General features: G+C 59.4%; 14 protein-coding genes. 3 read left to right on the top strand and 11 right to left on the bottom strand.

Annotated elements, in window-relative coordinates:
• Together AWU74_RS01515 and AWU74_RS09875 are read right to left on the bottom strand one after the other, a co-directional pair.
• Window positions 1–496 (bottom strand): sugar phosphate nucleotidyltransferase (locus tag AWU74_RS01515; protein WP_162502418.1); only part of this gene is annotated, 496 nt, incomplete at its 3' end.
• Window positions 497–606: 110 nt separating this feature from the next.
• Entirely contained in the window at window positions 607–738 is a 132-nt protein-coding gene (locus AWU74_RS09875) for an adenosylcobinamide-GDP ribazoletransferase (RefSeq protein ID WP_162504649.1), read from the bottom strand.
• Window positions 739–951: 213 nt separating this feature from the next.
• Between AWU74_RS09875 and AWU74_RS09870 the strand changes: the two genes are divergently transcribed.
• A complete protein-coding gene (locus AWU74_RS09870) occupies window positions 952–1,155 on the top strand; it encodes a transposase (RefSeq protein WP_162504648.1) in 204 nt (67 codons plus the stop codon).
• A 369-nt stretch (window positions 1,156–1,524) separates the two neighbouring features.
• Here AWU74_RS09870 and AWU74_RS01510 read toward each other — a convergent pair whose 3' ends face one another.
• The 4 genes from AWU74_RS01510 to AWU74_RS01495 all read right to left on the bottom strand — a co-directional run bounded on the left by AWU74_RS01510 (window position 1,525) and on the right by AWU74_RS01495 (window position 4,808).
• Window positions 1,525–2,862 carry a KamA family radical SAM protein gene (locus AWU74_RS01510; protein ID WP_238580118.1) on the bottom strand — a complete coding sequence of 446 codons (1,338 nt, stop codon included), beginning with the start codon at window positions 2,860–2,862 and terminating at the stop codon, window positions 1,525–1,527.
• Between the two features lie 63 nt (window positions 2,863–2,925).
• Window positions 2,926–3,129 carry a hypothetical protein gene (locus AWU74_RS01505; RefSeq protein WP_162504646.1) on the bottom strand — a complete coding sequence of 68 codons (204 nt, stop codon included), beginning with the start codon at window positions 3,127–3,129 and terminating at the stop codon, window positions 2,926–2,928.
• A 191-nt stretch (window positions 3,130–3,320) separates the two neighbouring features.
• Window positions 3,321–3,503 (bottom strand): hypothetical protein, encoded by a 183-nt coding sequence (locus AWU74_RS01500; protein WP_162504645.1) that lies wholly within the window; start codon window positions 3,501–3,503, stop codon window positions 3,321–3,323.
• A 381-nt stretch (window positions 3,504–3,884) separates the two neighbouring features.
• Window positions 3,885–4,808 carry a homoserine O-succinyltransferase gene (locus AWU74_RS01495; RefSeq protein ID WP_062326911.1) on the bottom strand — a complete coding sequence of 308 codons (924 nt, stop codon included), beginning with the start codon at window positions 4,806–4,808 and terminating at the stop codon, window positions 3,885–3,887.
• Between the two features lie 596 nt (window positions 4,809–5,404).
• On the opposite strand from AWU74_RS01495, the gene AWU74_RS01490 reads away from it, so the two are divergent.
• Complete coding sequence (locus AWU74_RS01490) at window positions 5,405–5,959, top strand: DUF4912 domain-containing protein (RefSeq protein ID WP_062326909.1); 555 nt, start codon at window positions 5,405–5,407, stop codon at window positions 5,957–5,959.
• Between the two features lie 12 nt (window positions 5,960–5,971).
• Window positions 5,972–7,540 (top strand): 1,4-alpha-glucan branching protein domain-containing protein, encoded by a 1,569-nt coding sequence (locus AWU74_RS01485; protein WP_062326907.1) that lies wholly within the window; start codon window positions 5,972–5,974, stop codon window positions 7,538–7,540.
• A gap of 469 nt (window positions 7,541–8,009) precedes the next feature.
• Here the strand turns inward: AWU74_RS01485 and AWU74_RS01480 are convergent, their stop codons facing one another.
• The 5 genes from AWU74_RS01480 to AWU74_RS12560 form a co-directional block, all read right to left on the bottom strand.
• On the bottom strand, window positions 8,010–11,156 hold the full coding sequence (locus AWU74_RS01480) for an efflux RND transporter permease subunit (RefSeq protein WP_062326905.1): 3,147 nt from the start codon (window positions 11,154–11,156) through the stop codon (window positions 8,010–8,012).
• Window positions 11,157–11,675: 519 nt separating this feature from the next.
• Window positions 11,676–12,164, bottom strand: coding sequence for a hypothetical protein (locus AWU74_RS01475; RefSeq protein ID WP_062326902.1), 489 nt, complete (start codon window positions 12,162–12,164; stop codon window positions 11,676–11,678).
• Window positions 12,165–12,545: 381 nt separating this feature from the next.
• Window positions 12,546–12,893 carry a metallophosphoesterase gene (locus AWU74_RS01470; protein WP_062326900.1) on the bottom strand — a complete coding sequence of 116 codons (348 nt, stop codon included), beginning with the start codon at window positions 12,891–12,893 and terminating at the stop codon, window positions 12,546–12,548.
• A 66-nt stretch (window positions 12,894–12,959) separates the two neighbouring features.
• Complete coding sequence (gene dinB, locus AWU74_RS01465) at window positions 12,960–14,144, bottom strand: DNA polymerase IV (protein WP_062326898.1); 1,185 nt, start codon at window positions 14,142–14,144, stop codon at window positions 12,960–12,962.
• A gap of 44 nt (window positions 14,145–14,188) precedes the next feature.
• Window positions 14,189–15,289: a hypothetical protein gene (locus AWU74_RS12560; protein WP_062326896.1), complete on the bottom strand. Its 1,101-nt coding sequence runs from the start codon at window positions 15,287–15,289 to the stop codon at window positions 14,189–14,191.
• Window positions 15,290–15,357 lie beyond the last annotated feature (68 nt).

Below are 15,357 nucleotides of genomic sequence, written 5' to 3'. Positions count from 1 at the left end.
TAATGCCGAAGCCGGACGCGTCCGCCCGGTTCACCCGCGTCGTGGCAATGCTGATTTCGGCTTCGGAGTCGAGGTGGTTCTTCAAAAACTGCTGAATATCCATGCGGTACAGCTGGTCGCCCGAAAGGATGACGTAATGCGTCGGGTTTTGCGTCTTAAAGTGAATGAAGTTCTTGCGCACCGCGTCGGCGGTGCCCTCGTACCAGCCGGAATGCTCCAGCGTCTGCTCCGCCGCGAGGATTTCCACAAAGCCGTGCGAGAACCGGTCGAAGTTATACGTGTTCGAGATATGCATGTGCAGCGACGCCGAGTTGAACTGCGTCAGCAGATACACCTGCCTGATATCGGAGTTTATGCAGTTCGACACCGATATATCGATAATGCGGTATTTGCCGCCGAAGGGAACCGCCGGCTTTGACCGTTCTTTGGTGAGCGGATACAGCCGCGTCCCTTTTCCTCCGCCCAGAATAATCGCGAGCGCTTTTACGCCTGACATAATCGCCTCCGTACCGCCGAATGTGTTGCCATAGTATAACACGCATATTTTCCCCTGTAAACGGCAGGTAAAGTCTGTCTTTTATCAAACGGCTGAAGACGACTCGGTGATCAGGCACAGCGTCTCCGCGATATGTCCGCCGCCGCACCGAGCGCGTCCCCGGTGTAGCCGCCCAGATGCTTTTCGTACAGGCTGGTGAAGAACAGCGCGGACAGCGGAGCCGACAGAAACGGCAGCAGCATGCAGAGGGCTGCGAATCCGCCCGAAGGCGGAACCGTTATCCGCGCTTATATCGCGCCAGCGAATGCCTGCATTTTTCCCCTTACCCACACTGCACAAAATATGATAAAACACATAGGTGGAATTGAACGAAGAATAATATCAAAAAATAGAAGAGTTGCTGCCGAAGCAGCGGGGAAACGTAAAGATAGAGAACGTAACCGCGTTTAACGCGCTTGTCTATATGGGGAAACAGGTGCTCATGGTGGACGTTGCCCAAAAAGTTCGGCAACTGGCACACTGCTTACGTGCGGCTTAGCCGATGGGCAAAAAGCGGCGTATTAAAACAGATCGCCGCCGCGCTTAAGTTGGAAGGCGTAGACATATCGAAGATGTTTCCGCTGGATTCAAAAATAAGCAAGACATCCTCTGTTGACTGATGGCAATAAATAATTCTCGCTCTAAAAGGCGCGGTATTGAAGATTTCTTCTTAAAACCTTTGCGTATGTGGGGGAACATATCCCCCACATACGCAAAGGTTTTAACCACCCTAACAGGCGGGGAATTAAACCCAAAGGGATTAAAGAACAGCGGGCAAGTGACGTGGCGTTTATATAGCTCCGGTTTTCGCCGGGAACGCTTCCGGCGAAACAGAGAGGGCGGTGCCCGCCAGAGAATGCTGGATAGCGCGAAAAAACGCTGCGGTACTGACGGTCCAGAGCATAGTGAATATAACAAGGCACGGGCTTTTGTGAAAAGCCGAAGGCTTGCCTTATGCCCGCCGCGCCCGGATTACGCGGGGTAGCCGTTCAGGGGTCCGGGCGGTCTGCCGGATACAGCCACGCCTTGCCGCGCGCGTCGAGAAGGCGGTACATAGTGCCCGCGGGGGTTTCCGCCGTGCCCGCGATGACTCCGTCGCGGAGGCGGATTTTGCCGCCGCCTCCGGGCAGGTCTACGGCATACGCGGGGAGCGCCAAACCGGATATGAGCGCGGCAAGCTCGCGGTACAGGGCAAGCCCCGTCTCCAGCGGCACGCGGAAGTGGCGGGTGCCCGGCGCAAGGTCAAGCTGAAAGAGGTAGTACGGCGTCAGTCCCGCGCCGAGGCAGGCACGGAACAGCTCCGCCAGCACCGCAGCGTCGTCGTTTATCCCGCGGAGCAGCACCGTCTGCACGTGAACGGGGATTCCCGCTTCCGCGCAGGCGGACAGGCGGCTCTTTGCCGCTTGGCAGAGTTCCCGCGGGTGGTTTATGTGCGCGACGAGGCGGAGCGGTCGGTAGCGGCGGAACAGGCGGATAGCGCCTTCGGTGATCCGCTGCGGGTCGGTAAGGGGCGCGCGCGTGCAGAGCCGGAGCAACGCCGCCGGACGGGCGTTCCGCAGCGCCTCAAACAGCGCGGAGAGCGCCTCGTCGTCAGCCGTCAGCGGGTCGCCGCCGGATACCAGTATCTCGCGGATTTCGGGGTGCGCGGACAGGTACGCGAGCGCCGGCTGCAGCTCCGCGCCGCCTATGAACGGCTGCCGCGTTCCGAGCCACACGCGGCGGAAGCAGTGCCGGCAGAAGCCCGCGCAGGTGCCGCCCGCCAGCAGGAGCGCGCGGTCGCGGTACTGGTGCACCAGCCGGGGCGCCGCGCGGTGCAGCGCCTCGCCGAGCGGGTCGGCGAGCGCGGCGGGGTCGGGAGCGCCCTCGCGCGGGTCGGGGAAGAACTGCCGCCGGATAGGGTCGCTCCGCTCGGAGCGGGCAAGCGAGGCGAAGTGCGGCGTAACGGCGAACGGCAGCCCCCCTTGCGCCGCAAGACGCGCGATATACGCCCGCTCGTCCGCACCCACCGAAGCGGCAAGCGCCGCAGGCAGCGCGTCAATATCGGTGATAAGCCCGTTTTCGGGCGGCGATGCGGGCGTAAAAAAAGCAGGACTCGCGCCCTGCTTTTTGCCGTCATACGGACGACTTTCGCGCCCCGGTGCCCGCTTGTCCCGGGGCGGAACCCGCCCGCCGCTATTCAGCCGGCGCGTAGTGTTTCGCCGAAAGGAAAAGAGTGTACTGCCCGTATTGACGCTGTTGGTACGGCGGGATTCTATCCCACTGGAACAGCGCGCCGCCCCCGCCGTTTGAATCGGCACCGCAATACCCGGCAGACGCAACGTCTTCACCCTCAAACAGGGCAAGATTAGCCGACTCAATGCCCGAAACGAGCAGCAAGGTTTTCGCATACGTTACAGGGTCTTCTTCGCAGTCGAATGACAGAAAATCGGCAAATGTATCCTTTTGCCACAGTCCCCGGATTTTGACCGTGCCGCCGTCCGCGCCTCAGCCTCGCGCTCCGCCTGTGCAGCGAAATCCGCCTGAAGCCCAGCGTTTGAACACGCTGCCATAGCAAGCGCCGTAATGAGCGCCGCCGCTCCGAAAACTCTCTTCATATACTGCCTCCACGCAGAATGTTCGTATGCGCATATCATAGCGCCGTCCGCGCCGCTTGTCAAAGTGTTTGCGTTAGGATAAACGCCGAATACGGCGTTTATCCTAACGTCCGAGTTCCCTCAAGGAACTCGGCATATAGATAAAGCCGAACGACAGGCAGGCGCAAGGAACATTTCCGCCTCCAAATCTTTCATAAGGAGGGCACTTGGCTGTAGTCCGCGACAGTACCGCTTGTCACAGTGCCGCTTGCCGATATCCCGTATTCGTCAACTGCAAGGTGCAATTTGCTGTGCTCAGCCCCTTTTTGTGCGGCTAATGTCGTGGCTGCCGCCTCGTGCGCCGCATGTGCTTTGATATACGTCGAATCTATCATAAGGATATCCCGGCAGACTCGCCTATCGCGGCGTCCGCCGGCATTTTCCATATACCCTTGTCCCGCCGGCGGCAAGACCTCTGTATTGCATAGAGATAGAAGGCAGAGAGGCAAAGCCGAACACGCCCCGCATTACCGTTTATAAGTCGCTCACAGGTTTTTGCGAGCAGCTCGCAAGGTTTTATGAGTCACTCACAGGATTTTTTGCGCGACTCGCAGGTTTTTATGCGCGGCTCATAAAATTTTATGCGTCGCTCACAAAATTTTTTGGGAGGCTCACAGGCTTTTATGCGCCGCTCGCAAGGTTTTATGCGCCGCCCGGAAAATTGTATGAGCCGCGCAAAAGCGCTTGTAAAGGCTCGCCGAGGGGCTGGTCTGCCGTCAGCGGGGCTTGTCCAGAGACGCGAGGTCATACGGCGTCTCCTGATACACATAGTTGAGCCAGTTGGAAAAGAAGAGGTGCGCGTGCGCCCGCCAGCGGACTATTGGCTGCTTTGTAGGGTCATTTTTGGGATAGTAGTTTATGGGGACGGCGACCGGCACGCCTTTTGCCGCGTCGCGGCGGTATTCGCGGTCGAGCGTGAGGGAGTCGTATTCCAAATGACCGGTAACGTACACTTCCCTGCCCTCCCGTGCGGTAACGATGAACGCGCCGCCGCAGGGCGATTCCGACTGCACCGCAAGCGCGGGCGCGAGGGCGATTTCGGCGCGGTCAATTTCGGTGTGGCGGGACTGCGGCGCGAGGAACTCGTCGTCAAAGCCGCGGAACAGCGGGCTGTGCCGCTCGTTCACGCCGTGCGCAAAGACGCCGAAGAGCTTGTTCGGCAGCAGCCGCTTCTGAATGCCATAGCGGTGGTACAGCCCCGCCTGCGCCCCCCAGCAGATATGCAGCGTCGACCACACTCGCGTCTCCGAATAGTCGAACAGCTCCGTCAGTTCGCCCCAGTAATCCACGTCTTCAAAGGGCAGCGTCTCGACGGGCGCGCCGGTAACAATCAGCCCGTCGAAGCGCCCGCGCATTGCCTCTGCGGTGCTCACGTAGAACTTTTCCAAGTGCCCGGGCGGCGCGTTCCGCGACTCGTGACTCCCCATTCGCACCAGCGTTATGTCGACCTGCAGCGGCGTGTTGCCCAGAAGCCGCAGAAGCTGGATTTCGGTCTCGACCGTCGTCGGCATGAGGTTCACGATAGCGACTTTGAGCGGGCGTATGTCCTGCCGATTCGCCCGCGCGTCGGTTATGACAAAGACGTTTTCCGTGCGGAGGGCGTTGTACGCGGGCAGCGCTTTCGGGATTTTTATCGGCATGATAGACGGTACTATGGGCTATTCGCGGCAGCAAGCACAATAGGACGAAGTATCGCAGTATGGTGAAATATCACAATAGGCGAGGTATGGCGAACTATCGCAACAGGGAACCTGCGCCCCGCGCTGAAAAAAAGAGCGCCGCCTGCCGCCGTCAGCATTTCGAGGGAGACTGTGTCCTCGACATACCGGCGGGGGCAGCGCCTAAATCTTTTTTCTTTCGCACAAGGGTTTTAAGTTACCCGGAAACAGGAAGAAGAGACAGCGCTGTCTCTTCTTTAATATATAAACACAAAATATATTTTTGAGCAAGCCTCCACACAGATACGCCCCGGAAGAACTGCGGGTAATGCTTCCATGATTTTTACCGGCGCAACAGGGCGAAACCCGCGGCGGAAACCGCACGGGAAATCTAAAAGGGCACTACTTACTGTCTCTGGGTTTCAGAGAGTGTTCATGCAGCGCAAAGCGGCTGCTTGACATTAAAACGGCTTCCATATCATCATGCCCCTGTGTCTACCCCAACCGTAACCCGCGCATACCTAGAAACGCTTTCGCCAGCCGACCTCGTAGCTTTAGCGGAAAACTACGGTGAAAACATGCCCAAAGATAGCGACAGAGCAGGCGTCATAGCCGAATTGCTCGATATCATGACAAAAACAGCAGGCGAGAGTGAGCCTCTTGTTGAGACCGCCGACGAACCTGCCGCGGACGGCTTTGAGCTGCCCGAAACGTATAACGAAACACGCGTCGACGTGGTGTTCGGGAATCCGTCGTGGGGCTATGTATATTGGGATATCAGCGAAGCCGATATGTCGTTTATCTGCGCCGCCCGCGCCCCGCTCGCGCTCCGCGTCATGCTCTTTGATTCCGCCGGCAGCCCGCTCAAAGCCGATTCGTTTGCCCTTCCGGTGTCCCTGCGCGACCGGGCGCAGTACGTGCTGTTTCCCGCCGGGGAAAAGGACGTGAGAATCGACCTGTCGCTTGAAACTAAAACACCGAAGGCTCTCACTTCTTCTCCCGTGCTGCACCTGCCGCACGGCGTCCCCGACTTCAAAGCCGTAGCGCTGGACGACATTCCGCCGCTGCTCGCGCTTTCCGGCTACAAGGATTTGCTCAAAGAACAGTACGCGAAACGCCGTGAATCGTCTTAAAGGGACACGCTTATGCCGAAAAAAAACCTGACGCTCACGATAGTCGCGCATGAAGGGTATATCCGGCACGAGGAAGACGCCGAAAAATACGCGCCTCAGCAGGCGGGGATTTTTACTGCGATTTCCGAAACCTATCTCCCGCTGCTGAAACTCTTTGCCGCGCTTGAAAAAGACGGCGTGCCGTTCCACCTGAATATGGTTTTTTCGCCGACGCTGTGTGCTCTGTTGACCGATTCGCTGGTGCAGACGCAGTATCTCGGCTGGCTCGATAAAAACAGCGCGTTCGGCGAGCGGGAGCTTTCGCGCTTCGGTACGGGGGATAAACGCCGCGCGCTCGCGGAAAGCTGCCTCACCAAGGCGAATGAAGACCGCAGGCTGTTTGCGGACGAATACGGCGGCGATATCCTTGCCGGTTTCAAGCGGTTCGCGGAGCGCGGCTATATCGAACTCATGGCGACCGCGGCGACGTATGCGTTTCTGCCGCACTACGCCGACCTGCCCAAAACGCTCTGCGCGCAGGTTGAAGTCGGGCTGCTTTCGCACAAAACGTATTTTTCAGCCAAGCCGGAGGGTTTTTGGCTGCCGTATATGGGGTACGCGGCCGGAATAGAACGGCTGCTCCGCACCTACGATATGAACTATACGATAGCCGACTCGCACGCCGCGCTGCTCGGAAAACCGCTCGCACAGCGCGGCGTGTTTTCACCAGTGCGGTGCGCAAACGAGCTTGCCGTCTTTGCCCGCGCGTATGAGGGCGCGGCGGGCGGAAGCGCCTCGCTGCCGCAGCGCGGCGTATACCGCAATCAGCGCCGCGACGCGACGTTCGAGGAAAACGCGGGCGAGCCTTTCGGCTTTGTCGGGGAAGTCGGCGCACGGATTCCCTCTCTCTACAAATACCGTCCGCAGTCGGACAGACATGCGTGCTATGACCCCGCCGCGGCAGAGGCGCAGGCAAAAAAGGACGCAGAAGCGTTCCTCGCCGAAAAAATCAAGCTGCTCGGCGAGGCGGAGCAGGCTGGCGCAGGGACGGATTTGTCGCTCGCGTATGCGTTCAGAGCGCAGTTTTTCGGGGCGGAGTGGCACGAAGGCATAGGGTGGCTCGAACAGGTGCTGCGGCTTTCCGGCAGCGAATATCCCGGCTTGCTGACGCAGAACGTGGCGCTGCTTGACAACCAGTCGTCGCTGCAAAAAATCGCGCTGTATCCGAGCGCGTTTGTCAGCGCGGACACCTTTCTGGACAATTCCAACGCGCACCTGCTGCGCTATGCGCGGAAGGCGGGCGAGCGCATGACCGAGCTGGCGCGACGTTTCTCCTGCACCGACGGGATTAGTTTCAGCGCCCTCAACGTTGCCGCGGCGCACACGCTGCTGGCGCAGGCAAGCGACTGGCCCAAAATGCTCCACGACCGTCTTTTCCCCGGCTACGCGACGGAACGGTTTGCGGCAAGCGTCGCGGCGCTTACGACGGTGTTTGACTCGCTCGGCTCGCGCGGCGTCAGCCCGGAATGGCTCGTCCAAGCGGAAAAAAAACATACGCTCTTCCCGTGGATACACTACCGCGTGTTCGGCAGGGAAAAATAACGCCGGCACCCCCGCTCGAAACAAGCCTGCGCGTCCGAAGGGGGCACCGAACGGTTCGCTTGATACGCCGAACACTCTCTTTACCGCTTCGCGTATTCTTATTACAGGCGGCGCGGCAACCGGAGGGCGTATATCCGTCCAAACAGGGCGAAAACACGTCCATAGGGGCGCGAAATTGCCCTTTTGCTTCATAATCGAACAGGCATGAGTTGAAACCGGACGGTTTTGAAACGCGCCTGCCCAAACCCACCCCGCGACCGGACAATTATAAGACGCGGCTAGACAGACCTGAAACACGGACAGGCAATTTAAAATGCGGACGGACAGTCCCGCTTCATAAGTGCCTACATGATGCGGCACAGAGACTTTGCCCCCTCTGTTTTGCCTATACGCCACGGGGTTTGCCTTTATGCCGAGTTTTTTCAGAAAACTCGGACGTCCGATTGCCGCCGGGCGCCTATGCCTTGCCTCAGGAAATCCGGGTTGCCGCCGGGCGCGCGTCGAGCTCCGCAAGCTGGTTCAGGAGCGATTCGGGGTCGTTGAAGCGCTTCTCGCGCCGCTTGTTCAGCGCCGAATACAGCACCGGCGACACGAACAGCGTCATGAACGCGCCCGACATAAGCCCGCCCACAATGGTCAGGCAAATCGGCTGCATGGCTTCCGCCCCCGCGCCGGGAAAGAACGCCATAGGCACCATTCCCAGCACCGTCGTCAGCGTCGTCATGAGTATCGGCTGCAGGCGGTTCCGCCCCGCCTCTATGCAGGCTTCAAACACCGGCGTCTTCCGGTCGACGAGCTGGTTGGTAAAGTCGACCAGCACGATTCCGTTGTTCACCACGATTCCCACGAGCGCGACGATTCCTACGAACGAGTAGAGCGACAGCGGCTGCTTCATGAACGCGTGCGCAAGCATGACGCCGATAGCCAGCAGCGGAATGGAGGCGAATATGATGAACGGGTCGACAAGGCTCTCAAACTGCGCCGCCATGACCGCGAACACCAGAAACGCCGCGAGCAGAATGACGAATACGAAGGTGCCGAGCAGACGGCTCAAATCGCTCGCGTCGCCGCCGTACTCGATTTTCACCGTGTCGGGCAGCACGACGGACTCGCGGATAAGCCGCTCCGCCGCCGCCTGCGCGTCGGTCATAACCGCGCCGGGCGCGAGCGCCGCCGTAACGTGGCTGACCCGCACGCCCTCCTCCCGCTGAATCTGCTGGGGCGACACCGACTTCGCGTAGGTGATAAAACTGTCCAGCGGCATAATCCCGTTCGCGCTCTGGACGCCGATAGCCCCCAGAGCCGACGGTTCGAGGAGGCTTTCCTCCGCAAGCCGCACGACGACGTTCGCGTCGTCCCCACCCGTGTGGAATATCGTCGCCGCCGTGCCGCTTATCGCCGTCTTCAGCAACGCCGAAACCGCGCCGACGCTCACGCCCGCCGCCGCCGCCGCGTCCGTGTCAATATGGATTTCGTAGCGCGGGCTGCCGTCCTCAAGCCCGTTCTCCACGTCCGTGAGCTGCTGCGGCAGCTTCGCCTTCAGCAGCGCCGCAATGTCGCCCGCCGCTGCGGACGCCGCCGCCGCGTCGTCCGACACGAGCTTTATGTCCAGCCCCCCGCCCGACGAGCGGAAGCCGCGCCCCGACGAAAAGCTGACGCGCGCGCCGCTCCACTGCGACATATGCGGCTCAAGCGCGTCCCGAACCTGCCGCGCGCTCAGTGTCTGCTCCTTCAGCTTGGGCAGGGTGAGCTGAATGGTGCCGGAATTGCTGTTCCCCGTGTTGAGCACGACGGTCTTGTACGCCTCTTTCGGCAGCGTTTCCGTAACAATATCCTGAAACGCGAACAGGTATTTCCGCACCTCGGTGTTAGTCGTGCCGACGGGGAGCGTCACGGTTACGTTCACCTGATCGTCCGCCTGCGACGAGGGCGCAAGGTTCATGCCGCCCGAGGCGAAGCGCTGCACCGCCGGAATGAGCATGGAAACGGCGAGCATCATGACGAGCAGCCGGTTGCGGAGCGCGAAGCGCAGCGCCCGCGCGTAGCCGTTTTCCAGCGCCTCTAAAGCGCCCGCAACGGCGCGGTCTACGGCGCGGGGGATTTTATGGCGGAGCGGTTTCTGCGTCCGCGTGTCGATTTTGAGTATGCTGCCGCACAGCGCGGGCACGAGCGTTACCGACACGATGAGCGAGGCGACGAGCGAAACCACCACGGTAACCACCAACTCCTGAAACATCATGCCGAAAGTCTCAAGCTCTGCCCGGTAGATAAGCACCGGCACGAACACGCACACCGTCGTCGCCGTGGAGGCGATAATCGCCAGCAGCATGTTCCGGCTGCCGAGTATCGCCGCTATCGCGGACTTCTCGCCCCAGCTCCGCCGCTTGTTAATGTTCTCGATGATGACTATTGAAGAGTCGACAGTCATGCCCATGCCTAGAATCAGCCCGGACATAGTCATCATGTTTATCGTGAGTCCGAGCGCCGCCATCGCCGTGAGCGTAATCAGTATGGAAATCGGTATAGACAGCCCGATGATGAGCGAGCTGCGGAAGTTGCGGAGGAACAGGAATATGAGCAGCATTGCCAGCGCCGCGCCCGTTACCGCCGAGCTGTATACTTCGTTCAGCGTCGAGTCTATGAGCGAGGTGTCGTCGCTCAGCACCGAGACCGACACGCCTTTCGGCAGGCTTTCGCGTATGCCCGCGAGCGCCGCGTGCACGTCCTTCGATATGGTCGAGGGGTTCGTGCCCGATTCGTTCGTAATGCTGATATACAGTCCCGGCTCCCCGTTGATATAGACGAGGCTTCTGCCGCGCTCAGTGCCTTCGTACACCTCCGCCACGTCGCTGAGCCGCACCGCCGCCGCGCCGCCCCCGCCGGAGACGACCGTGTCCCGGATATCGCCGAGCGACCTGAAGTACTCGTCGGTAACGATTTCGTAGTCCGTCGCGCCGTGCGTGAGCGTCCCGCTGGAAAGCTGGACGTTGCGGGCGGCGAGCGCGGCGGTCACCGTGCCGAGCGTCAGCCCGTAGGCTTCCAGCCGGTTGTTGCTCACGTCTACGCGCACCTCGCGCACCGCGCCGCCGTTCACCTCCGCCGAGGCGACACCGCTCACCCGCTCGAGGAGCGGCGAGACGGTGTCTTCGGCGAGCGTCTTCAGCTCGCCGAGGCTCGCGCCGCCCGTAACGGCGAGGCGCATAATCGGGCGCGCGTTCATGCTGAACTTGAACACCGACGGCGCGCCGCAGTCGTCGGGCAGCGAGTTCAGCACCCGCGAGAGCGCGTCGCTCACGTCGTTCGTCGCCTCGTCCAGGTTCTTGTCGTAGCCGAACTCAAGCTGAATGCGGCTCTGCCCGCTCGAGGAGCGCGATGTTATCGACTTCACGTCGGCAACGCGCTCAAGTCGGTTGACGATAACCTGCGTAACCGCCTTGTCGACTTCCTCCGGTCCCGCGTTGGTATAGGTAGTCATGACGTTGATATAGGGCGGGGTAACGTTCGGGTAGAGCGCAATGCCCAGCCGCGGCAGGAACACCAGCGAGACGACGCACACCAGCACATACAGCATGGTAACCGTTACCGGCTTCCGCACCGACAATTCCGAAATCTGCATATACGCTCCTTAACGCGGGCTATCCGTTTATGCAGTATACGCCGCAAGCCTGCGGCTTGCTACCGAGTTTCGCGTTGCCCGTAAGGGCAACGACCGAGTTTGCCGCACGCCGCAAGCGCACGGCAAACGCCGCATAGAGGCGGGCGGCTAGTAAAAGAAGCGGGAAGCCGACCCCCGCACGGGTTAGTGTCGGTCTCCTGCACGGGCGGGCACGAGGCACCTGCTAGGGCGGGCACGAGACACCTGCGCGGGCGGGCACGAGACACCTGCGCGGGCGGGCACGAGACACCTGCACGAGCGGGCACGAGACACCTGCAAGGGCGGGCAGGTACTCCCCGCGCGGGCATAAAAAAAGAGCGGGGCGTGTGCCCCGCTCTTGCGCGTCTATGCCGTTCACCAGCCCGCTCTATATGCCGAGTTCTTTCAAAGAACTCGGACGTTCCCTACGGGGAACGCCTGTTCCCTCAAGAAACTCGGTCGCTGCCCTTTCGGGCAACGCTGTTCCGTTCCGCAGAGGCTTTATTTCCAATCAATGTCCCAGCCGAATATGACTGAATGCTCACGCCCTGCCATTGATATAATCTTTGTTACGTCAACAATAGTAACATTGCTCTCCTTATTCTTACGTATATAAGGTATTCCAGCGTCTCGCAAATGACGCTCGTACCTGCCCTGATAACTGTCACCATTGAAACCATATTTAAAGCTTTTATCACCTCTTTTAAAAGCGTGAAATAGTTTTTCCCATTCGTCAGCTCCCCACACGCTGTTTTCGTCAAATTCTGTCTTGCCCGCCGGTCCTTCCAGCCAAATATGGTTATAATAAGACCTTCGGTCAGGATTTCCTTTGCTTATATCCCCGCTTGGAGAACTTGCCGGGCTGCCGCAGGAATAGAGAGCGGCTCCTAATCCTGCAACGGCGATAACTGAAGCAACGCTTGCGGCTGCCTTTTTGAACGTGGTCATTTTCTTTTCCTCCGGAAATACAGTTACTATGTATAAAAACATAAAACATGTTTCGCGCTTTGTCAAGAGGTTTTAGGCGCAAAAGCGGCGGCAAGCGAGCCGCCCGCGCGGGAGGTTCTCGTCAGGCTGGAACAGTGCCTCTCGTTCGCCCACACGAGAGCCTCTCGTTCGCCCACACGAGAGCCTCTCGTTCGCCTAGAACAGTGTCTCTGTCCCGCCCTAGACAGAGCCTCTCTCCCGCCTAGAACAGTGCCTCTCTCCTGCCCTAGACAGCGCCTCTGTTCCGCGTGCGCGTCATGACGGCTTTCGGCAAACCCAGTCGGTACGTGCCTCTATGCCTTTGCCCATAGGTGAAAGCATAGGGGCAAAGCATATATGCCGAGTTCTTTCAGAGAACTCGGACGTTCGGCTACCGCCGAACGCTTATGCAGAAAACCGCCGCAGGAATGCGGCTTTGTACGCGCCGAAGCGGTCGGCGGCAATTGCCTCGTGCGCCCCCGCGTCCGGCGCGGAGTCGTCATATATGTCTCCCGTCAGCAGTATCAGATCCGGCTTCTGCTGCGCAATCCTGTCCAGCAAAGGGCTTTGGTCTGTGCCGTAAACGGTGCTGTGCAGGTCGGAGACGACGACGAGCCGCACGGAGCTTCCCGCCGCCAGCGCGGGCGTTTCCAGCGCGTAAGACGCGGTCCGTATCGTTTTGCAGGAAACGAGCAAGAGAGCAAACAGCGCGGAAGCCGCCGCGCCGCTCCCTGCCCGCGCAGGGTTTCGCATAAATCCTCCTCAACTCCGGCGCGCGGAAAAGCGCCATAGTCATTCGGCTAAGGCACAGAGCCGCCTTCAGGCATTCGACTTCACGGACGGCGCGAACAGCCGCGCCTTCTTAAGGCTGACGTCGGGGTTCTTTTTGCGGAGCGACAGTATCGCCTTTTCCACGTCTCGCCGCTTCTGCTCACCGAAGTCGAACAGCTCGCCCTGTTCCGGCGCGGCAGCGTCTGTCACGTTGAGCGCGCCCACGCCGAGCAGCCGGACGCCCGCGCCGCGGCGGTATTTCCTGCCGAACAGCGCGGCGACCCGTTCATAGAGCGCGTCAACGGACGAGATCTCCCGCGCCGACGTCTCCTGTACGCTCTCGGTGGAAAAATCGGCGTAGCGGATTTTCAGGCACACCGCCCTGCTCGTTTTTCCGCTGCTCAGCAGTCGGAACACGACCGTGTGGCACAGTTCAAGCAGGCTTGTTTCGAGGGCGGACAGGTCGGTCTGGTCGTAGCCGAAGGTCGTTTCGGCGGAAAGCGAGCGGCTCTTCCGCTCCTCGCCGAAGCTCTCGGCGGCTTCGCCCCGCACCGCGCGGTACAGGAACGCCCCGCCCGCTTCCCCGAACAGCGACACGAGCGCGGAGCGCGAGGCGCGGTGAACGTCCCGCGCCGTGCGGAACCCCGCCGTTTTCAGGCGCTCCCGCGTCTTGTCGCCCACGCCCCAGAGCTTTTCGAGCGGCAGCGCGAGCGCGAAGGCTTCCTCCCCGCCCGCGGGCACGGCGTAAAACCCGTCCGGCTTCGACATGCCCGACGCGATTTTGGCGACGTATTTGTTCGGCGCAAGCCCGACGGACACCGTCAGCCCCGTCCGCTCGCGCACCGCCCGCTTGAGCTTCCGCGCCGCTTCTTCCGGCGCGCCGAAGAGCCGCTCCGTGCCGGTAAGGTCGACGAAAGCTTCGTCTATCGAAATCTGCTGCACGTCGGGGGAAAACTCGCCGAACACCGCCAGCGCCTCCGCCGACTTTTCGAGGTAGCGGCGCATTCTGACGCGGAGAAAAATCCCCTCCGGGCACAAACGGTACGCTTCCGCGACGGGCATTGCGGCGTGAACGCCGAAGCGCCGCGCCTCATACGAGCAGGTCGACACGACGCTCCGCCGGTCGCCCGGCAGCCCGCCGACAATCACCGGCTTCCCGCGATATTCGGGGGCGTCGAGCTGCTCGACGGAAGCGTAGAATGCGTCTATGTCGACGTGGAGAATATGACTCATATCATAAGCCCTTTTCCCGCGCCGGAAAGACGCTCACGGGCGGGTCAAGGCGGTATTCCGCAGGGGGGTACTGCTCTAAGCGGGCGTATCGGTGCGGCTGTCCCTGCCGCCTTTGGCTTATCGGTTTTTATGCGGCGCAACAATTCGGCAGCATTAAACTCCGTTTTTGAGAATGCGCTCCATTTTCTACCGAAATCTTTTAACGACGCTCCGAAATGATACACCGTATCGTCAATAATCAGAAAACGGTCATGTGATTTTTTGAATGTGTTTATCGTGATAGGTGGATACTGTGCGTCATGTTTTTCTAAATCAAGTTTTAGCTGCGATGAAATTTTAGACGTATATATGATTGCGTCCACACCGCTATTTCGTTTTGATAAAATAGTTAGGACGCTCTCATCAATATAGTTGTCAACCAGCACGATAGATTTTTTTGCAGACTTTACAAAGTTGGCAATAGATACATATGCGTCAAAAATCTGACCTTCAAAAAAAATGCCTTCGCTCGACGTTGCTTGCGGGGCGGGCAAAGGTGCGTTAAGGTACGGCGTAACGTTCCTGTAGCCTGCATTCAAAAACAAAGTGCCTGCATATACCTTTGCAAGCATTTCTCTATACTGTTTCCGTTTTTCCGCGTCGACAAGCTGCATTCCTTCGAATCTGAGTACAGTGAACCCGCAGCCCTTGCTCATAGCAAGGTTCGCTATTTCGATTATATCCTGTAACTTATTCCGGTGCAGGTAAATTTCTCCTTCACCGTGTGCTGTCAGGGGATGCAGCGAGGGGTGCTTTTTAGCGAGATTGATGCCCAGTTCACCGCGTTCTGGAAGCGTTCGCACATAGTCCCCCCACCCGCTGATTCTGTACAATCTTGTGGGCTCCTCGGAGAGGGAGAGAACACCAGCAAAAATGCCCCCAGACAGGTTTTTTATGTAATATCCTGTGAGTCTATGAACCCATAGCTGCCCTCCCGTGTCGTCCTCGTCGGTGTTGATTTGGAACGCTTCCAGTGCAAGAAAGGCTGGCACGGCTATGAAGAAGTCGGGTACGCGTCCGGACTTCTTTTTCTTTATTGGGAGGAGCGAAAATTCGGTGGATTTGTCTGCGGCGAGCGCTTCGTTTTGTGTTATATGTTCGTCCATTTTTACCCTTATTTTATGCTATCCAGCGGCACAAATGTTTCAGGGTGAGCTAGGTATTATTTGCGCCC

The organism is Treponema endosymbiont of Eucomonympha sp., assembly GCF_001028545.1.
This window is presented reverse-complemented; position numbering and strand designations above follow the sequence as displayed.